The organism is Micromonospora sp. LOL_013 (genome assembly GCF_048060315.1).
Taxonomy (GTDB): domain Bacteria; phylum Actinomycetota; class Actinomycetes; order Mycobacteriales; family Micromonosporaceae; genus Micromonospora_E.
The window spans coordinates 66,663-85,657 of the sequence record NZ_JBHMIQ010000005.1 but is presented as its reverse complement, the minus strand read 5'-3'; the positions used below and the strand labels follow the sequence as shown (position 1 = coordinate 85,657).

Below are 18,995 nucleotides of genomic sequence, written 5' to 3'. Positions count from 1 at the left end.
CTCCCTTCCTCGGCGGTACCACCGGGTGGACCTCAGCGCGGTACCGCGACGGCCGCAGCCGCCATCGCGCGGGCGATCCGCGCAATGTCATCGTCGTCCGCCGGATAGGGCGGCATGGTGTAGATCAGGTCCCGGAACGGCCGCAGCCACACCCCGGCGTCCACCGCCGCCGCGGTCGCCGCCGCCAGGTCGACCGGCCGGTCCAGCTGGACCACCCCGATCGCGCCGAGCACCCGGACGTCGCGCACGCCGGGCAGCGTCGCGACCGGAGCCAGGCCGTCGCGCAGCCCAGCCTCGATCCGCCGTACGGCGACCTGCCAGGCCGCGACCGGCCTGGACCCGACCGTCGGCACGGCGGCACGCAGCAGTCCGATCGAGGCGTTGGCGACCGCGCAGGCCAACGGATTACCCATGAAGGTCGGCCCGTGGGCGAGGACCCCACCGGCGGAGATCCCGGCGGCCACCTCCGGGGTGCACAGCGCGGCCGCCAGCGTGAGGTAGCCACCGGTCAACGCCTTGCCCAGGCAGAGCACATCCGGTGTCACCCCGGCGTGCTCGGCGGCGAAGAACGCGCCGGTACGGCCGAACCCGGTGGCGATCTCGTCGAAGATCAGCAGTACGTCGTGCGCGGCGGTCGCCTCACGCAGGGCGCGCAGGTACGCCGGATGGTGGAACCGCATGCCGCCGGTGCCCTGCACCACCGGCTCGACGATCACCGCGGCGATCTCGTCCGCGTGCCGGGCCACCGCGTCGACCAGCTCGGCCAGGTACCGCTCGTCCGGCGCCGCAGCGAAGTCGCCCGGCGGGGCGGGCACGAACACCTGCGCCGGCAGCACTCCGCGCCACAGGTGGTGCATCCCGCCCTCTGGATCGCAGACGCTCATCGGGTGGAAGGTGTCCCCGTGGTAGCCGCCGCGCCAGGTGGCCAACTTGCGCCGGCCGGGCCGGCCCTGGCCGAGCTGGTACTGCAGGCCCATCTTGATCGCGACCTCGACGCTCACCGAGCCCGAATCACAGAGGAAGACGTGCTCCAGGCCGGGCGGGGTGATCTCCACCAGGGTCTGTGCGAGGCGGACCGCCGGCTCGTGGGTGAGCCCGCCGAACATCACATGCGCCATCCGACCCAGTTGGTCGGTGACGGCCGCGTCCAGCACCGGGTGCCGGTAGCCGTGCACGGCGGCCCACCACGACGACATCCCGTCGACCAGTTCCCGCCCGTCGACCAGCCGCAGCCGGACCCCGGCGGCGCTGTCGACCAGCAGGGGTGCCATGGCCGGGGGCAGCGCGGCGTACGGATGCCAGACGTGCCGACGGTCCAGCTCCCGCAACCGATCGGCGCGGTGGCTGTCGCCGGGCACCGGCAGCTGTGCGCTCGTCGGCCCCGGGCCCGCCGGACGCGGTACGCTCATCGGCCCCGGACCTGCCGGGCGATCGCCCGGACCAGCCCCGGACCCCGGTAGAGCAAGCCGGTGTAGAGCTGCACCAGGCTGGCACCGGCGTCGAACATCCGGGCTGCGTCGTCCGGGTCGAGAATGCCGCCGACCCCGATGACCGGCAACCCGCCGTCGGTCTCCCGATGGACGAAGGAGACCACCTCGCGGGCCCGGCCGGTCAACGGACGGCCGGACAGCCCGCCGGCCTGCTCCGCCTGACCGGCGTCGTCGACGGCCAGGCCGGACCGGGACAGGGTGGTGTTGGTGGCGATCACCCCGGCCGCACCCCGGGCCAGACAGACCTCCAGCAGTTCGGCGATGGCCGACTCGGCCAAATCCGGCGCGATCTTGACCAGGATCGGCCGCTCCCCCACCAGCGCGGCCAGCAGGGTGTCGAGGTGTTCGCGGTCCTGCAGCTGCCGCAGTCCCGGGGTGTTCGGCGAGGAAACATTGATCACGAAGTACTGGCCGTAGCCGCTGAGTGCCTTGTACGCCGACAGGTAGTCGTCGACCGCCTCCTCGATCGGCACGACCTTCGACTTGCCGAGCGAGATGCCTAACGGCACCGGGCGGTCGGCGTGCGCCGGATGCGATCGGCCGAACCCGGCCCGCTCGTCCAGCCGGCCGAGCACCGCGAGCCGGTCGGCGAGCGCCTCGGCGCCGGCGTTGTTGAACCCCATCCGGTTGATTACCGCCTCGCTGGTCGGCAACCGAAACAGCCGGGGTCGGGGGTTGCCCGGCTGGGGACGCGCGGTGACCGTGCCGACCTCGACGAAGCCGAAGCCCAGCGCCGGCCAGGCGGGCAGGGCCAGGCCGTCCTTGTCCATCCCGGCGGCCAGGCCTACCGGGTTGGGGAAGTGGATCCCGAAGACGGTACGCGGCGCGGCTACCGCGTACCGGGTGCGCAACGCGGCCAGCGCCACCCGGCTGCGGGACAGGGCGGCCAGCCGACGCAGCGTCCATTCGTGGGCGGTCTCGGCGTCGCCGCCGCCGAGCCGGAACAACGCCGACCGGGCCAGCCGGTACCCGCCGGAGCGGGTCACCGGGCGGCCTGCCGGCCGACTGTCTCCGGGCGTAGCGCCGCGTGCAGCTGCTGCAGTGGCCGGACCGCCATGTCCCCGTTGATCAGCGCCTCGATGCCCATCACGGCGGCGGCGACGCCGGGCACGGTGGTCACGCACGGGGTGTCCGCGTTGACCGCCGCGCTGCGGATCTCGTACCCGTCGGAGCGGGCGCTGGCACCGGAACCCTGCGGCGTGTTGATCACCAAGGCGATCCCGCCGGAGGCGATCAACGTCACCGCGTCCGGTTGCCCGTCGCCGGACTCCTCCCAGTGTTTGCGGGTGAGTTCGCAGGCGATGCCGTGGCGGCGCAGCACCTCGGCGGTGCCGGCGGTGGCGACGATGTCGAATCCAAGATCGGCCAGCCGCTTCACCGGGAAGATCATCGCGCGTTTGTCCCGGTTGGCTACCGACACGAAGATCTTTCCGCTGGTCGGCAGGGAACCGTACGCGGCAGCCTGCGACTTGGCGAAGGCGTTGCCGTACGCCGGGTCGATTCCCATCACCTCGCCGGTCGACTTCATCTCCGGGCCGAGCAGCGAGTCGACGCCGTGGCCGGCGCGGGTGCGGAACCGCTTGAACGGCAGCACCGCCTCCTTGACCGCGATCGGCGCGTCCGGCGGCAACGTGCCACCGTCGCCGGTGGCCGGCAGCATCCCTTCGTCGCGCAGCTGCGCGACGGTGGCGCCGAGCATGATCCGGGCCGCCGCCTTGGCCAGCGGCACCGCGGTGGCCTTGGAGACGAACGGCACGGTCCGCGAGGCGCGCGGATTGGCCTCCAGCACGTACAGCACGTCGTCCTTGAGCGCGTACTGCACGTTGAGCAGCCCGCGCACCCCGACGCCGCGGGCGATCTGCTCGGTGTAGTGCCGGATGGTGGCCAGGTGCGGGGCGGCCAGGGTGATCGGCGGCAGCGCGCAGGACGAGTCGCCGGAGTGGATCCCGGCCTCCTCGATGTGCTCCATCACCCCACCGAGGTAGACCTCACCGGTGGCGTCGCACAGCGCGTCCACGTCGATCTCGATGGCGTCGTCGAGGAACCGGTCGACCAGCACCGGATGCTCCGGCGAGATGTCGGTGGCCCGGCCAATGTAGTCGCGCAGCGTCGCGTCGTCGTAGACGATCTCCATGCCGCGCCCGCCGAGCACGTACGACGGGCGGACCAGCACCGGGTAGCCGATCTCGTCGGCGATCGCCTTGGCCTGCTCGAACGACACAGCGGTGCCGTGCGCCGGGGCGCGCAGCGCGGCGCGGGCCAGGACCTGACCGAACGCCCCCCGATCCTCGGCCAGGTGGATCGACTCCGGTGGGGTGCCGACGATCGGCACCCCGGCGTCGGCGAGGCGCTGCGCCAGCCCGAGCGGGGTCTGCCCGCCGAGCTGGACGATCACCCCGACCACGCCGGGGCCGCCGGCGGCCCGGCCGGCGGCGTCCTCGGCCTGCCAGACCTCCAGCACGTCCTCGAAGGTGAGCGGTTCGAAGTAAAGCCGGTCGGCGGTGTCGTAGTCGGTGGAGACCGTCTCCGGGTTGCAGTTGACCATGACGGTCTCGTACTCGGCGAGCGCCATCACCGCGTGCACGCAGGAGTAGTCGAACTCGATGCCTTGGCCGATCCGGTTCGGCCCGGAGCCGAGGATGAGCACCTTTGGTCGGTCCGACGGTGCGACCTCGGTCTCCGCGTCGTAGCTGGAGTAGTGGTACGGCGTACGGGCGGCGAATTCGGCGGCGCAGGTGTCGACCGTCTTGTAGACCGGACGCAGACCGAGCCGGTGCCGCAACGCCCGTACCCCGTCCTCGCCGGCCAGCTCCGGACGCAGCGCGGCCACCTGCCGGTCGGACAGCCCGGCCCGCTTGGCCCGGCGCAGCAGCGCGGCGTCGAGCACCGGCGCGGCCTCGATCTCGCCACGCAGCTCGACCAGGCCGGCGATCTCCTCCAGGAACCAGGGGTCGGTGCCGCCGGACGCCTCGGCGACCTGGGCGACGGTGGCGCCCAGCCGCAGCGCCCGTTCGACGGTGTAGAGCCGGCCGTCATGCGGGACAGCCAGTTCGGCCAAAGTGGACTCGACGGTGGCCCCGGCCGGGTCGGGCACCGTCCAGAACCCGGCGGCCCTGGTCTCCATCGAGCGCATCGCCTTGTTGAGCGCCTCGGTGAAGTTGCGGCCCAGGCTCATCGCCTCGCCGACCGACTTCATCGTGGTGGTCAGCTCCGGGTCGGCGCCGGGGAACTTCTCGAACGCGAACCGGGGGATCTTGACCACGACGTAGTCGAGGACCGGCTCGAACGCCGCCGGGGTCTGCCTGGTGATGTCGTTGGGGATCTCGTCGAGGGTGTAGCCGATCGCCAGCTTGGCGGCGATCTTGGCGATCGGGAAGCCGGTCGCCTTGGACGCCAGCGCCGACGACCGGGACACCCGGGGGTTCATCTCGATGACGACCAGTCTGCCGGTAGTCGGGTGCACGGCGAACTGGATGTTGCAGCCGCCGGTGTCGACGCCGACCTCGCGCAGGACCGCGATGCCCATGTCGCGCATCTGCTGGTACTCCCGGTCGGTGAGGGTCATCGCCGGGGCGACGGTGACGCTGTCGCCGGTGTGCACCCCCATCGGATCGATGTTCTCGATGGAGCAGACCACGACCACGTTGTCGTTGCGGTCGCGCATCAGCTCCAGCTCGTACTCCTTCCAGCCGAGCACGCTCTCCTCGATGAGCACCTCGTGCACCGGGGAGGCGGCCAGCCCGGCACCGGCGATGCGCTCCAGGTCCGCCGGGGTGTGCGCCATGCCCGAGCCGAGCCCGCCCATGGTGAACGACGGTCGGATCACCACCGGCAGCCCGAGTTCGGCGACGGTGTCGTGCACCTCGGCCATGCTGTGGCAGACCCGGCTGCGCGGGGTCTCGCCACCTGCGGTGGCGACGATGTCCTTGAACAGCTGCCGGTCCTCGCCGCGGCGGATCGCGTCGACGTCGGCCCCGATCAGTTCCACGCCGTACTTGTCCAGCACGCCGGCGGAGTGCAGGGTGACGGCGGTGTTCAACGCGGTCTGCCCGCCGAGGGTGGGCAGCAGCGCGTCGGGACGCTCCCGGGCGATGACCAGCTCGACGAACTCGGGCGTGATCGGCTCGACGTAGGTGGCGTCGGCGAACTCGGGGTCGGTCATGATGGTCGCCGGGTTGGAGTTGACCAGCGACACGCGCAGCCCTTCGGCGCGCAGCACCCGGCACGCCTGGGTGCCGGAGTAGTCGAACTCGCAGGCCTGGCCGATGATGATCGGCCCGGAGCCGATCACCATGACATGCTGCAGATCTGTCCGCTTAGGCATGTTTTCCCTCGATCAGCTCGACGAACCGGTCGAACAGGTAGTCCGCGTCGTGCGGGCCGGCCGCCGCTTCCGGGTGGTACTGGACGGTGAACGCCGGCACCTCGTGGGCCCGCAGCCCCTCGACCACGTCGTCGTTGAGGCACACGTGGCTCACCTCGACGCCGCCGAAATCGGTGTCGATCACCGTGTTCAGCGGGGCGTCCACGGCGAACCCGTGGTTGTGGCTGGTCACCTCGACCTTGCCGGTGGTGCGGTCGAGCACCGGCTGGTTGATGCCACGGTGGCCGTAGCCGAGCTTGTAGGTGCCGAAGCCGAGGGCCCGGCCGAGGATCTGCGAGCCGAAGCAGATACCGAACAACGGCGTACGTCGGGCCATCACCTGCCGGGCCAACTCGACCGCGTGGTGTGCGGTGGCCGGGTCACCCGGCCCGGGTGAGAAGAACACCGCGTCCGGCCCGGTGGCCAGGATCTCGTCCAGCGTCGAGGTGGCCGGCAGCACGTGGGTGGTCACCCCGCGCTGGGCCAGCCGGCGCGGCACGTTGCGTTTGATACCCAGGTCCAGCGCGGCGACCGTGTAACGATGCTCGCCCTGGGCGGTGACCGTGTAGGGCTCGGCGGTGGTCACCTCGGCGGACAGGTCCGCGCCGACCATCTGCGGCGCCTGCCGGACCCGGTCCAGCAGCTCCTGCGGGTCGTCGGTCAGGGTGGAGACGCCGACCCGCATCACCCCCCGGTCACGCAGGTGGCGGGTGAGCGCCCGGGTGTCGACCCCGCAGATGCCGACCACGCCCTCGGCGGCGAGCCGGTCCTCCAGGTCACCGGTGGAGCGCCAGTTCGACGGACGGCGGGCCGGGTCGCGGACGACGTACCCGGCCACCCGGATCCGGTCCGACTCGTCGTCGTCGACGTTGACCCCGGTGTTGCCGATGTGCGGCGCGGTCTGCACCACCACCTGCCGGTGGTAGGACGGGTCGGTCAGCGTCTCCTGGTAGCCGGTCATGGCGGTGGTGAACACCGCCTCGCCGAAGGTCTCCCCGACCGCGCCGTAGCTCTCGCCGGGGAAGACCCGGCCGTCCTCGAGCGCCAGCAGCGCCGGATTCCGCCGACGGGGTGCCGCAGTGGTGTTGGTGGTGTCGTTCATCGCACGGCCTTTCCGTCGAGCACCGTTGCGTCGCCGCGCAGGAAGGTGGCGACCACCTGGCCGGGCAGCACCATCCGGGCGTACGGGGTGTTGCGGCTGCGACTGGCCGACTCGGCCGGGTCGACGGTGCGGCTGACGGCCGGGTCGATCAGGGTGAGGTTCGCCGGGACGCCCGGCGCGGGGTCGTGCCCGTGCCCGGTCAGCCCGGCGATCCGGGCCGGGGCCCGGGACATCCGCTCGGCGATCAGCTCCCAGTCTGGTGCACCGTCGTCGTCGTGCAACGCGGTCGTGAGCAGCACCACGGACAGGGCGGTCTCCAACCCGAGCATCCCGGGCCGGGCGTACGCCCATTCGCACTCCTTGTCCTCCACCGCGTGCGGGGCGTGGTCGGTGGCGACGATGTCGATGACGCCCTCGGCGAGCGCGGCGCGTAGCGCGGCGACGTCCTCGCCGGTCCGCAGCGGCGGATTGACCTTGAAGACCGGGTCGTAGCTGGTCGGTGCCTCGTGGGTGAGCAGCAGGTGGTGCGGGGTGACCTCGGCGGTGATCCGGACCCCACGGGCCTTGGCCTGCCGGACGATCTCCACACTGCCGGCGGTGGACAGGTGGCAGACGTGCAGTCGGCTGCCGACGTGTTCGGCGAGCAGCGCGTCGCGGGCGACGATCGCCTCCTCGGCGACGGCCGGCCAGCCGGTCAGGCCGAGCCGGGTGGAGACCTCACCCTCGTGCATCTGGGCGCCCTCGGTCAGCCGGGGCTCCTCGGCGTGCTGGGCGACGACGCCGTCGAACGCCTTGACGTACTCCAGGGCGCGGCGCATCAGCCGGGGGTCGGCGACGCAGTGCCCGTCGTCGGAGAAGATCCGCACGGCGGCGGCGGAGTCGGCCATCGCGCCGAGCTCGGCGAGGCGTTCGCCGGCCAGGCCCACGGTGACCGCGCCGATCGGCTGTACGTCGACCAGCCCGGCCTGGCGGCCGAGCCGCCAGACCTGTTCGACGACGCCGGCGGTGTCGGCCACCGGGGAGGTGTTCGCCATCGTGCAGACGGCGGTGTAGCCGCCGAGCGCGGCGGCCCGCGATCCGGTCTCCACCGTCTCGGCGTCCTCCCGGCCGGGTTCACGCAGGTGGGTGTGTAGATCGACCAGACCGGGCAGGGCGATCAGGCCGTCGGCGTCGAGCACCTGCGCACCCGGCGCGGTCAGTTTGGAGCCGGCGTCGGCGACCACGCCGTCGCGCAGCAGCAGGTCGACGGGGTCCCGGCCGAGGACCCGGACGCCCTTGATCAGGTACGCGCTCACAGCGAGGTCCTTTCGTCGTGTGCCTGGGGGCGATGGTGCCGGTGCGAATGTGGGTGACCGATGCGCCGCATCAGCCGCGGCCGCCGAGCAGCAGGTAGAGCACGGCCATCCGGACGCTTACCCCGTTGGCGACCTGTTCCACGATCGTGGAGCGGGGTGAGTCGGCGACCTCGGCGGAGATCTCCATGCCCCGGTTCATCGGTCCGGGGTGCATCACGATGGCGTGCCCGGGCAGCCGGCGCAGCCGGGCCCCGTCCAGGCCGTACCGGCGGGCGTACTCACGGGCGGACGGGAAGTAGGAGTCGGCCATCCGCTCGTGCTGCACCCGCAGCATCATCACCACGTCGGCGGTGGGCAACACGGCGTCGAGGTCGTAGCCGACCCCGACGCCGGGGGCGAGCGCGGTGGCGATGTCGACCGGGATCAGCGGCGGCGGCCCGACCAGGGTCACCTTGGCGCCGAGGGTGGCCAGCAGCAAAACGTTGGACCGGGCGACCCGGCTGTGCAGCACGTCGCCGACGATCACCACGTGCAGGCCGGCGAGCCGGCCCAGCCGCGCCCGCATGGTGTACGCGTCGAGCAGTGCCTGGGTGGGATGCTCGTGGGTGCCGTCGCCGGCGTTGACCACCGAGCCGTCCACCCAGTTTGCCAGCCGGTGCGGGGCGCCGGAGGCGGGGTGGCGGATTACCACCGCGTCGGCCCCCATCGCCTGCAGGGTGAGCGCGGTGTCCTTGAGGCTCTCGCCCTTGGAGACGCTGGATCCCTTGGCCGTAAAGTTGATCACGTCGGCGGAGAGTCGTTTGGCGGCGGCCTCGAACGAGATCCGGGTCCGGGTGGAGTCCTCGTAGAACAGGTTCACCACGGTGCGCCCACGAAGGGTGGGCAGCTTCTTCACCTCGCGGCCGGCCAGCGAGGCGAGTTCGACCGCGGTGTCCAGGATCCGGGTGGCGTCCGCCGCGTCCAGATCGGCGCCGGACAGCAGGTGCCTGATCATCGCTGGTCCCTCCCCCGCTGTGGGCCGTCCGCCGCCTGGGCCGTGCCGGGGGAACTGAACAGCCGTACCTCGTCGGAGCCGTCGACCTCGGCGAGCAGCACCTTGACGTTCTCGGTGAGCGCGGTGGGGATGTTCTTGCCGACGTAGTCGGCGCGGATCGGCAGCTCCCGGTGACCCCGGTCGACCAGCACCGCCAACTGCACCGAGCTGGGCCGGCCGAGGTCGCTGATCGCGTCCAACGCCGCCCGTACGGTCCGGCCCGAGTAGAGGACGTCGTCGACCAGGATGACCCGCTGGCCGTCGATGCCACCGGAGGGCAGCTCGGTGGGCCCGAGCGCGCGGGTGGCCTTCAGCCGGAGATCGTCCCGGTAGAGGGTGATATCGAGCACACCGACCGGGACGGCGACCCCTTCGAAGGTGCGGATCCGGTCGGCGAGCCGACGGGCGAGCGGCACGCCCCGGGTAGGAATTCCGAGTAGTACGGTGCGTTGCGCCCCGTTGGTCTTCTCCAGCACCTGATGGGCGATCCGGTCGACGACGCGTTGAATGTCGGCGCTGGTCAGGATGCTCTTAACAGACGGTGGCATCGTCGCCGATGATTGGGTGGCCGACGGGTAGGCCACAGCGGACCCCCTTCCCCGCCTCACGGGACGGGTCGTTAAAGGACGTCATGGGTACCGCCGGCCGGCACCCGGCTGGTCAGCGGTCACGCCGAACGTTACCAGCGTCCCGTTGCCGAGCCGATATCGGGCGCTGAGTGTCGCATCAGTAAGACGAAATTTGGGGCAAGTCGTCACGATCTTGTTCACTGGTAGCTATTCACCACTTGACCGCGCTTGCGAACCGCCGTACCGTCACGCTCCGTAGCGATCGCTGGGGAAAGCCCCGGGCAAAGCACTGGGAGAGTCCGTATGCCCTCTGAGTACGCCAAGTCGTTGGGCGCCCGCCTGCGCTCCATCCGTCAGCAGCAGGGGCTGTCCCTGCAGGGGGTGGAGGAGAAGTCGAACGGGCGTTGGAAGGCTGTCGTCGTCGGTTCCTACGAGCGTGGGGACCGGGCAGTCACCGTCTCCCGCCTCGCCGAACTGGCCGACTTCTACCGGGTACCCGTGTCGGAACTGCTGCCGGACGGCAGTGGGGTACGTCACGAGCCCACCAGCAAGATCGTCCTGGATCTGGAGCGGCTGTACGACGAGGTCGGCGAGGACCTCGCCTACGTCGCCCGGTACGCCCGGGCGATCCAGCAGCAGCGCGGTGACTACAACGGTCGGGTGTTGTCCATCCGCGCCGACGACCTGCGGGCGCTGGCGATCGTGTACGACTCGTCGCCGTCCGGCCTCATCGAGCGGCTGAACGAGCACGGCGTACTGGTCGCCGACCCGCGGGCGTTCTTCGCCTCCTGACGGCTGCGCACCCAACCGCCGACGGGCCCGATCCAGCGGGATCGGGCCCGTCGGCGGTGTCGCGTGGCACCGGCGGTCGTGGCGGTGCCCGCCGTGGCGGCGGGAGCCGCTAGTGCGGGGTGTACTCGGCGATCCGGTCCAGCAGACCGTTGAGGAACCGCGGCGAATCGTCAGTTGACATCTGCCGGGCCAGCTCGACCGCCTCGGTGATGGCCACCGGGTCGTCGATCTCGTCGACGTAGAGCAACTCGTAGACGGCGATCCGGGCCAGGTTGCGGTCGACCACCGGCATCCGGTCCAGCGTCCACCCCTCGGCGTAGCTGCCGATCAGCTCGTCGATCCGGTCCCGGTGGACCGCCACCCCCTCGACCAGACCGACCGCGTAGTCGAGATGCTCCGGACGCGGGGACAGCCGGGCCAGGTAACCGACCAGCACCTGCGCCGGCGGCAGATCGCGCATGTCCGCCTCGTAGAGCACGTCGAGTGCCCGTTTACGCGCCTTGCGGCGCGCCGGCATCGAGGTCTTCGGCCCCTCGGCCATCAGGCTCGGCCGAGGTAGCGGCCGTCGCGGGTGTCGACCTTGATCTTTTCGCCGGTGGTGACGAACAACGGCACCTGAACGGTGGCGCCCGTCTCCATCGTGGCCGGCTTGTTGCCGCCGGTCGACCGGTCACCCTGCAGGCCCGGCTCGGTGTAGGTGACCTCGAGGACCACGCTGGTCGGCAGCTCGACGTACAGCGGCACGCCTTCGTGGGTCGCCACGATCGCCTCGGCCTCGGGCAGCAGGTAGCTGGCTGCCTCGCCAACCGTGCCGCCGGGCACCATGATCTGGTCGAAGGTCTCCAGATCCATGAAGACGTAGTCCTCGCCGTCGGCGTACAGGTACTGCATGGTCCGCTTGTCGACGGTCGCGGTGTCGACCTTGGTGCCCGCGTTGAAGGTCTTGTCGACCACCTTGCCGGAGAGCACGTTCTTCAGGGTGGTGCGCACGAAAGCGCCGCCCTTGCCGGGCTTGACGTGCTGGAACTCCACGACGGCCCACAGCTCGCCGTCGAGGTTGAGAACCAGCCCGTTCTTCAGGTCGTTGGTGGTCGCCATTTCCTGCCTTGATCATCAATGTGCGGACGGATCTGCCAAGTCTATCGGGCCGGACCCGGCTCAGCCGGGACGGCCCGACCTCTACCCGACCCAACGCAGCAGGACACGGCCCGCGACCGGCGCCTGTCCCGGCTCAGCGGGGACTGGCTGCGGCCAACCGGGCGACGTGCAGCAGCGCCAGCCGGTAGCCGTCCACCCCGAGCCCACAGATCACCCCGGTGGCGACCGCCGACACCACCGAGTGATGCCGGAACTGCTCGCGGGCGTGAATGTTGGAGATGTGCACCTCGACGAGCGGTCCACGCAGCAGCGCGCAGGCGTCCCGGACCGCGTACGAGTAGTGCGACCAGGCACCCGGATTGAGCACCACGGCGGCCTCGGCGTCGGCCGCCGCGTGCAGCCAGCCGAGCATCTCGTGCTCGGCGTCGGTCTGGCGCACCTCGACGTCGAGCCCGGCGTCCCGGCCCACCTGCACACACATCGCCACCAGGTCGGCGTAGCTGGTCAGCCCGTACACGTCGACCTGACGGCTGCCCAGCCGGCCCAGGTTCGGGCCGTTCAACACGTACGTCCGCACGCCCCGCCACCTCCCGTCACGCCGCCACCTGCCGGTACGCCTCGGCGAGCAACGTGTCAGCCGGGCCGTCGAGGATTCCCGGCCGGGCCAGCGCGTCGAGCACCACCAACCGCAGCCGGCTTCCCCGGGCCTTCTTGTCCACCCGCATCGTGGCCAGCAGCCCCGGCCACGCCTCGGCCCGGTAGCTGGTGGGCAGTCCCAGGGCGGCGAGCACCGACGCGTGCCGGTCGGCGACCGTCGCGTCAAGCCGCCCGGCCAGCCGGGCCAGGGTCGCCGCGTAGACCAGGCCGACCGACACCGCGTGCCCGTGGCGCCAGCGGTAGCCTTCCACCTTCTCAATCGCGTGGGCCAGGGTGTGCCCGTAGTTCAGCACCTCACGCAGCCCCGACTCGCGCAGGTCGTCACCGACGACGTCGGCCTTGACCCGCACGGCGCGCTCGATCAGCTCCCGCACCTGCGGCCCGGTCGGGTCGGCGGCCGCCGCCGGATCGGCCTCGATCAGCTCCAGGATCGCCGGATCGGCGATGAACCCGCACTTGACCACCTCGGCCAACCCGGCGACCAGGTCGACCTGCGCGAGGCTGGCCAGCAGGTCCAGGTCGGCCAGCACCCCGGCCGGCGGGTGGAAGGCGCCCACCAGGTTCTTGCCGGCCGCCGTGTTGATCCCGGTCTTGCCGCCCACCGCCGCATCGACCATGCCGAGCAGGCTGGTCGCCACCGGCACCCAGCGGACCCCGCGCAGCCAGCAGGCGGCCACGAAACCCGCCAGGTCGGTCACCGCGCCGCCGCCGACCCCGACCACCGCGTCGGTACGAGTGAAGCCGACCGCGCCCAGCTCCGCCCAGACCCGCCCGGCGACCTCGAGCGACTTGCCGGCCTCGGCGTCCGGCACCTCGACCAGCGACGGTTTGACCCCGGCCGCGGCGCAGCCGGCGGCGATCCGGTCGGCCTGGCCCTTCAGCGGAGGCGCGTGCAGCACCGCCACCCGGTCCGCGCCGGGCAGCAGGTCGGGCAACGTGTCGAGCAGCCCCCGGCCGACCAGTACGTCGTAGGGTCGGTCGCCGGGCACCGGGATGCAGGTCGTTGAGTTCATCGGCGCCGAGCCTAGTACCCGGGCCGGTCGGCCGGTGTGCGCAGCAGGGTGGCGATCTCCTCGGCGACCTGTTCCGGGGTACGGCCGTCGGTCGCCACCCGGTGCGTGGCCACCTGCTCGTAGAGGGGACGACGCTGCTCCAGCAGGTGTCGCAGCGTGGCCCGCGGGTTGATCGCCAGCAGCGGTCGGCCGGCGTCGAGGCCGACCCGGCGGACCGCGTCGGCCAGCTCGACGCCGAGGTGGACCACGGTGTGCCCGGCGAGCGCGGCCCGGGTCTCCTCGGCCAGCACCGCACCGCCGCCGAGCGCGAGCACGCCGTCGAAACCGCCCAGTGCCGCCCGGACGGCCGCCCGTTCCAGGGCCCGGAAATGCTCTTCGCCGTCGTCGACGAAGATCTCCGGGATCGGCTTGCCGGCCGCCGCCACGATGTCGGTGTCGGTGTCGCGGAACTCGCAGCCGAGCAGCCCGGCCAACGCCGTACCGGTGCTGGTCTTGCCCGCACCGGGTGCACCGACCAGTACGCAGACCGGGGCAGCCATCAGCAGATCACCGCAGCCATCAGCGGATCACCAGGTGGTCCAGGTACCCGGCGACGTTGCGGCGGATCTCGGCGACCGCGTCACCGCCGAACTTCTCGGTGGCCGCCTCGGCCAGCACCAGCGCCACCATCGCCTCGGCCACCACCGCGGCGGCCGGCACCGCGCAGACGTCGGACCGCTGGTTGATCGCGGTCGCCGGCTCCCCGGTGACGACGTCGACGGTCGACAGCGCCCGATTCAACGAGGAGATCGGCTTCATCGCGGCCCGTACCCGCAGCGGCTCGCCGGTGCTGACACCGCCCTCCAGCCCACCGGCCCGGTCAGTCGCCCGGCGCACCCCGGCCGCGGTGGGGATGATCTCGTCGTGCGCGACCGAGCCCCGCGACCGGGCCTGCTGCCAGGCGTCGCCGATCTCCACACCCTTGACCGCCTGGATCGACAGCACCGCGGCGGCCAGCCGGGCGTCCAGCTTGCGGTCCCACTGGACGTGGCTGCCCAGCCCCGGCGGTACGCCGTAGGCGAGCACCTCGACGATGCCGCCCAGGGTGTCGGCGTCGGACTTGGCGGCGTCCACCTCGGCGACCATCCGGGCGCTCGCCTCGGGGTCGAGGCAGCGCAGCGGGTCGGCGTCGACCCGCTCGGCGTCCTCTGGGCGGGGCTGCAGCCCGGGTTTGGCGGCCACCGAACCGAGCTCGACCACGTGCGACACGATCTCGATGCCCAGTGCCTGCCGGCACAGCGCCCGGGCGACCGTGCCGACGGCGACCCTGGCAGCGGTCTCCCGGGCGCTGGCCCGCTCCAGGATCGGCCGGGCGTCGGTGTGGCCGTACTTCTGCATCCCGGCCAGGTCGGCGTGCCCCGGCCGGGGCCGGGTCAACGGGGCGTTGCGGGCCTGCCCGGCCAGCTCGTCCGGGTCGACCGGGTCGGCCGCCATCACGGTGCGCCACTTCGGCCACTCCGAGTTGCCCACCCGGATCGCGACCGGGCTGCCCAGTGTCACCCCGTGTCGCAGGCCGCCGACGATCTCGATCTCGTCCTGCTCGAAACTCATCCGGGCGCCCCGGCCGTAGCCGAGCCGACGACGAGCCAGCTCGCGGCCGATCTCGGCACTGGTCACCTCGACGCCGGCGGGGACGCCTTCGAGGAGTGCGACCAGCGCGGGGCCATGGGATTCACCTGCGGTCAGCCAACGCAACACGTCGGAAAGTGTGGCACGGCGTGGTCGGACCCCGGTGACCCACGTCGCCCGTGTCCCGCCCTCCGGACACCGACTGAGCCGCCCTAACGTACGGTTGGTCGTCTCGGGGGGTGGTGGTTTCGTGCCGTACGACATCCGCCGCCGACCAGCGGTGCTGCTCATCCTGCTCGGCGCGGTCACCGCGGTGGGGCCGCTGTCGATCGACATGTACCTGCCGGCGTTCCCGGCGATCAGCGACGACCTCGCCGCCACCCCGGCCCGGGTGCAGCTGTCGCTGACCGCCTGCCTGATCGGCGTCGCGTTCGGGCAGCTGGTCGGCGGGCCGGTGAGCGACCGGTGGGGGCGGCGCTGGCCGGCTTCCCGGGCTACCGGAATGCGGGCCAGTGCTCCGGCCTTCAGGCCGGGGGTGAAGGCCCGCGCTGGGAGGGCCGCCAGGCCGGGGCAGTGCCTTGACCGGGACGGTTCTGCTGCTCGATGTACTGCTTGATGACGCTGCGCGGTGCGCCGCCGACAGACCCGGCGAAGTACGAGCCGGACCAGAGTTTGTTGGCCCGGTAGTAGTGGTGCACCAGGTCGGGGAACTCCTGCCGGAGGCGGCGCGAGGAGACCCCTTTGAGGCTGTTGACCAGCCTGGCCACGGCGACCTTGGGTGGGAAGTTGACCAGCAGGTGGACGTGGTTGTGTCCGCCGTTGAACTCGACCAGTTCGGCCTCGAAGTCGGCGCACACGTCTCGCATGATCGTCTCCATCCGGGTCACGTGCCGGTCGGCGAACACGTTGTGCCGGAACTTCGTCACGAAAACCAAGTGGACATGCATCGCGAAAGTGCAGTGCCTGCCGGTGCGGATGCCTTGAAGTTCGACCATAAACCAACATGATACAGTGATGGCCGTGCAGCTCCGTTACAACTACCGGATCACCCCGGACGCCGCCCAGCGCACCGCGCTGACGCAGGCGTTCGGGTGTGCCCGGGTGGTTTTCAACGACGGACTCAGGCTGCGTCAGCAGGCCCGCGAGGCGGGCGAGAAGTAAATCTCCGACGGCGACCTGTCGAAGTTGGTCATCACAGCGGCCAAGGCCAGCGAGGACCGGGCCTGGCTGGGTGAGGTGTCGGCCGTGGTGTTGCAGCAGGCCGTCGCCGATCTGAACACCGCGTACCGCAACTTCTTCAACTCGCTGTCCGGCAAACGCCGGGGCCGCAAGGTGGCCCCGCCCCGGTACCGGTCCCGTAAGGACAACCGGCAGGCGATCCGGTTCACGAAGAACTCCCGGTTCAAGGTCTGTGACAACGGCCGCCTGCGGCTGCCGAAGATCGGCGACGTTCCGGTGCGCTGGTCGCGCGGCCTGCCGTCGGATCCCACCTCGGTCACCGTGATCAAGGACACGGCAGGCCGGTACTTCGCCTCGTTCGTCGTGCAGATCGGCGAGGACGAGACGCTGCCGCCGGTCGACTCCGAGATCGGCATCGATCTGGGCCTGACCCACTTCGCGGTCATGTCCGACGGCACGAAGGTGACCGCACCGAAGTTCCTGCGCCGCGCGGCCCGCAAGCTCAAGCGGTTGCAGCAGGCACTCTCACGCAAGCAGAGGGGCAGCAACCGCCGCAAGAAAGCCGTGATCGAGGTGGCCCGCGCTCACGCGCGGGTAGCCGACACCCGGCGGGACTGGCAGCACAAGCTGTCCACGGCGATCATCCGCGAGAACCAAGCGGTGTACGTCGAGGACCTGTGCGTTGTTGGTCTCGGCCGGACTCGGCTGGCGAAGTCCGTGCACAATGCGGGCTGGGCCGCCTTCACCGGCATGCTGGAGTACAAGGCGGAGCGGTACGGGCGCGCGTTCGCCCGGGTGGACCGGTGGCTCCCGTCCACCCGGATGTGCTGCGACTGCGGCCGGATCAACGAGAAGATCGCGTTGAACGTCCGGGAGTGGGACTGCCCGTGCGGCAGCCACCACGACCGGGACATCAACGCCGCCATCAACATCAAGGCCGCCGGACATGCGGACTTCAACGACCGTCGAGCGCACGTAAGACCAGGACTTGTCCCGGCGGCGCGCAGTGAAGCGGTAACCCACCCGGACGCCGCGTGTTCCACGCGTAGCGTGGAGGGAATCCTCGTCCCTTAAGGCGAGGAGGATGTCAAGTCGTCGTCTCGCTGGCGTGCGCGCTGGCCCCGAACGCCGAGGCACTGGCCGGGTTGCGGCTGCTCCAGGGCTTCGCCGGCGGGGTGGGGGTGGTCGTCGCCCGCGCGGTGGTCCGCGACCTCTACGCGGGTGCCGACGCGGCCCGGTTCTTCTCCCGCCTGCTGATCGTCTTCGGGGTGGCACCGATCGCCGCGCCGGTGCTCGGTGCGGTGGTGCTGCGGGTGACCTCCTGGCGGGGGGTCTTCGTCGCCCTCGCGGTGGTCGCCGCGCTGCTCGCCGTCGTCATGGCCCGCTGGCAGCCGGAGACCCTGCCGGAAGAGCGCCGGAACCCGGACGGTCTGGCCGGCGCCGCCCGCGCGGCCCGGCTGGTGCTCACCGACCGGGCGTTCATCGGGTACGCGTCGACCCAGGGTCTGGCGTTCGCCGGCATGTTCGCCTACATCTCCGGATCGCCGTACGTGCTGCAGGACGGGTTCGGGTTGTCGCCGACCATGTTCAGCCTGGTGTTCGGGGCCAACGCGGTCGGGCTGATCGCGCTCAGCCAGCTCAACGCCCGGCTGGTCGGCCGGTACCGGACCCGACCGCTGTTCGTCGGCGCGTTGACCGCCGGAGCCGGTGCCGCGGCGCTGCTGGTGGCCGGCGCGGCCACCGGTCAGCTGTGGCTGATCCTGCCGGCGCTGGCCGGCTACGTCGCCACGATCGGGATGCTGATGCCGAACGGGACCGCGCTGGCCCTGGAGGAGCACGCCCGGCACGCCGGCACCGCCGCCGCCCTGCTCGGCGCGGTCCAGTCGGGGATCGCCTCGCTGGCCGCGCCGGTGGTCGGGCTGGCCGGCACGGCCAGCGCCACCCCGATGGCGCTGATCATCCTCGGCGCGGCGGTGCTGTCACTGCTCGCTGTGTCGACAGCGCGGCCCGCATCGCCGGTACCGGCGCGGCGACCCCGGTGAACTGTTCGAACTGCCCGACCGCCTGGGCCAGCAGCAGATCCAGCCCGGAGACCACCCGGCAACCGGCGGCAGCGGCCGCCGAGGCCAGTGGAGTCGGCCAGGGATCGTAGATCGCGTCGAAGCAGACCGTGCCGGATGCCCACGGCAGCTGGCCGGCGTACGGGTCGGCGGCCCCCTTCGGCAGGGTGGAGACCAGTACGTCGGTGCCGGCCGCCGCCGTTGGGGCTGCCGACAGGTCGGCACCGGTCATCGACACGCCGAGCGCGCCGGCGACCGGCACCAGTTCGTCGACCGCCGCCGGTCGTCGGGCCGCCACGGTGACCGATGCGGCGGCCAGCGCGGCGGCGGCCGCCAACGCGGCTCGGGCGGTGCCGCCGGCACCCAGCACGGTGAACCGGGCACCGGTGCCGACACCGGCGTCGCGCAGCACCGCGACCATCCCCGCCACGTCGGTGTTGTCGGCGAACCAGGCGCCGTCGGCCCGGCGTACCAGGGTGTTGGCCGCCCCGACCGCGGTGGCCACCGGGGATGCCCGCCCGGCCAGAGCGAGCGCCGCCTCCTTCAACGGCATGGTGACCGACAGCCCGGCCCACTCCGGGCCGAGACCAGCAACCAGGCCCGCCAGCTGCGCCTCGGCGCATTCGATCGCGGTGTAGCTCCAGCCGGTCAGCCCGGCGGCCCGGTAGCCGGCGTTGTGGATCACCGGCGACAGTGAGTGCCCGATCGGCTTGCCGAGCACTGCGGCCCGCCGCCG

General features: G+C 71.7%; 19 protein-coding genes and 1 pseudogene. 5 read left to right on the top strand and 15 right to left on the bottom strand.

The window, feature by feature from the left end:
- Positions 1 to 32: 32 nt before the first annotated feature.
- From ACFHWS_RS05235 to pyrR, 7 genes are all read right to left on the bottom strand, one after another.
- Entirely contained in the window at positions 33 to 1,409 is a 1,377-nt protein-coding gene (locus ACFHWS_RS05235; protein WP_416556996.1) for an adenosylmethionine--8-amino-7-oxononanoate transaminase, read from the bottom strand.
- Positions 1,406 to 2,476 (bottom strand): quinone-dependent dihydroorotate dehydrogenase, encoded by a 1,071-nt coding sequence (locus ACFHWS_RS05230; protein WP_416556995.1) that lies wholly within the window; start codon positions 2,474 to 2,476, stop codon positions 1,406 to 1,408. Before ACFHWS_RS05230 ends, ACFHWS_RS05235 begins: the two co-directional genes overlap by 4 nt.
- Positions 2,473 to 5,814 (bottom strand): carbamoyl-phosphate synthase large subunit, encoded by a 3,342-nt coding sequence (gene carB / locus ACFHWS_RS05225; RefSeq protein WP_416556994.1) that lies wholly within the window; start codon positions 5,812 to 5,814, stop codon positions 2,473 to 2,475. The genes ACFHWS_RS05230 and carB overlap by 4 nt, the downstream gene beginning before the upstream one ends.
- Entirely contained in the window at positions 5,807 to 6,955 is a 1,149-nt protein-coding gene (gene carA / locus ACFHWS_RS05220; RefSeq protein WP_416567724.1) for a glutamine-hydrolyzing carbamoyl-phosphate synthase small subunit, read from the bottom strand. The genes carB and carA overlap by 8 nt, the downstream gene beginning before the upstream one ends.
- Complete coding sequence (locus ACFHWS_RS05215; protein ID WP_416556992.1) at positions 6,952 to 8,250, bottom strand: dihydroorotase; 1,299 nt, start codon at positions 8,248 to 8,250, stop codon at positions 6,952 to 6,954. The genes carA and ACFHWS_RS05215 overlap by 4 nt, the downstream gene beginning before the upstream one ends.
- Positions 8,251 to 8,320: 70 nt before the next feature.
- Positions 8,321 to 9,244: an aspartate carbamoyltransferase catalytic subunit gene (locus ACFHWS_RS05210; protein WP_416556991.1), complete on the bottom strand. Its 924-nt coding sequence runs from the start codon at positions 9,242 to 9,244 to the stop codon at positions 8,321 to 8,323.
- Positions 9,241 to 9,867: a bifunctional pyr operon transcriptional regulator/uracil phosphoribosyltransferase PyrR gene (pyrR, locus tag ACFHWS_RS05205; RefSeq protein ID WP_416556990.1), complete on the bottom strand. Its 627-nt coding sequence runs from the start codon at positions 9,865 to 9,867 to the stop codon at positions 9,241 to 9,243. Before pyrR ends, ACFHWS_RS05210 begins: the two co-directional genes overlap by 4 nt.
- A 288-nt stretch (positions 9,868 to 10,155) precedes the next feature.
- On the opposite strand from pyrR, the gene ACFHWS_RS05200 reads away from it, so the two are divergent.
- Positions 10,156 to 10,644: a transcriptional regulator gene (locus tag ACFHWS_RS05200; RefSeq protein WP_123601171.1), complete on the top strand. Its 489-nt coding sequence runs from the start codon at positions 10,156 to 10,158 to the stop codon at positions 10,642 to 10,644.
- Positions 10,645 to 10,753: 109 nt separating this feature from the next.
- On the opposite strand, the gene nusB is transcribed toward ACFHWS_RS05200, so the two are convergent.
- From nusB to aroC, 6 genes are all read right to left on the bottom strand, one after another.
- On the bottom strand, positions 10,754 to 11,161 hold the full coding sequence (nusB, locus tag ACFHWS_RS05195) for a transcription antitermination factor NusB (RefSeq protein ID WP_416557038.1): 408 nt from the start codon (positions 11,159 to 11,161) through the stop codon (positions 10,754 to 10,756).
- A 23-nt stretch (positions 11,162 to 11,184) separates the two neighbouring features.
- Complete coding sequence (efp, locus tag ACFHWS_RS05190; RefSeq protein WP_416556989.1) at positions 11,185 to 11,742, bottom strand: elongation factor P; 558 nt, start codon at positions 11,740 to 11,742, stop codon at positions 11,185 to 11,187.
- 133 nt (positions 11,743 to 11,875) lie between these two features.
- On the bottom strand, positions 11,876 to 12,319 hold the full coding sequence (gene aroQ, locus ACFHWS_RS05185; protein ID WP_416556988.1) for a type II 3-dehydroquinate dehydratase: 444 nt from the start codon (positions 12,317 to 12,319) through the stop codon (positions 11,876 to 11,878).
- A gap of 16 nt (positions 12,320 to 12,335) precedes the next feature.
- Positions 12,336 to 13,412: a 3-dehydroquinate synthase gene (aroB, locus tag ACFHWS_RS05180; protein ID WP_416567723.1), complete on the bottom strand. Its 1,077-nt coding sequence runs from the start codon at positions 13,410 to 13,412 to the stop codon at positions 12,336 to 12,338.
- 11 nt (positions 13,413 to 13,423) lie between these two features.
- Positions 13,424 to 13,951 (bottom strand): shikimate kinase, encoded by a 528-nt coding sequence (locus ACFHWS_RS05175; RefSeq protein WP_416556986.1) that lies wholly within the window; start codon positions 13,949 to 13,951, stop codon positions 13,424 to 13,426.
- A 19-nt stretch (positions 13,952 to 13,970) separates the two neighbouring features.
- Entirely contained in the window at positions 13,971 to 15,149 is a 1,179-nt protein-coding gene (gene aroC / locus ACFHWS_RS05170) for a chorismate synthase (protein ID WP_416567722.1), read from the bottom strand.
- Between the two features lie 154 nt (positions 15,150 to 15,303).
- On the opposite strand from aroC, the pseudogene ACFHWS_RS05165 reads away from it, so the two are divergent.
- Positions 15,304 to 15,507: pseudogene (locus ACFHWS_RS05165) on the top strand (MFS transporter); the annotation flags it as partial.
- A gap of 37 nt (positions 15,508 to 15,544) precedes the next feature.
- Here ACFHWS_RS05165 and tnpA read toward each other — a convergent pair.
- Positions 15,545 to 16,015 (bottom strand): IS200/IS605 family transposase, encoded by a 471-nt coding sequence (tnpA, locus tag ACFHWS_RS05160; RefSeq protein WP_416556984.1) that lies wholly within the window; start codon positions 16,013 to 16,015, stop codon positions 15,545 to 15,547.
- Positions 16,016 to 16,034: 19 nt separating this feature from the next.
- Between tnpA and ACFHWS_RS05155 the strand changes: the two genes are divergently transcribed.
- Genes ACFHWS_RS05155 through ACFHWS_RS05145 form a run of 3 tightly spaced genes read left to right on the top strand, consistent with a single transcriptional unit; the run spans position 16,035 to position 18,241 of the window.
- Positions 16,035 to 16,181, top strand: a complete 147-nt coding sequence (locus tag ACFHWS_RS05155) for a helix-turn-helix domain-containing protein (protein WP_416556983.1) — start codon at positions 16,035 to 16,037, stop codon at positions 16,179 to 16,181.
- A 24-nt stretch (positions 16,182 to 16,205) separates the two neighbouring features.
- Positions 16,206 to 17,273 carry an RNA-guided endonuclease InsQ/TnpB family protein gene (locus ACFHWS_RS05150; protein WP_416567721.1) on the top strand — a complete coding sequence of 356 codons (1,068 nt, stop codon included), beginning with the start codon at positions 16,206 to 16,208 and terminating at the stop codon, positions 17,271 to 17,273.
- A 29-nt stretch (positions 17,274 to 17,302) separates the two neighbouring features.
- Positions 17,303 to 18,241 carry an MFS transporter gene (locus tag ACFHWS_RS05145; RefSeq protein WP_416556806.1) on the top strand — a complete coding sequence of 313 codons (939 nt, stop codon included), beginning with the start codon at positions 17,303 to 17,305 and terminating at the stop codon, positions 18,239 to 18,241.
- Here the strand turns inward: ACFHWS_RS05145 and ACFHWS_RS05140 are convergent.
- On the bottom strand, positions 18,156 to 18,980 hold the full coding sequence (locus ACFHWS_RS05140; protein ID WP_416556807.1) for a shikimate dehydrogenase: 825 nt from the start codon (positions 18,978 to 18,980) through the stop codon (positions 18,156 to 18,158). The two genes, ACFHWS_RS05145 and ACFHWS_RS05140, sit on opposite strands and share 86 nt — an antisense overlap.
- Between the last annotated feature and the right edge of the window lie 15 nt (positions 18,981 to 18,995).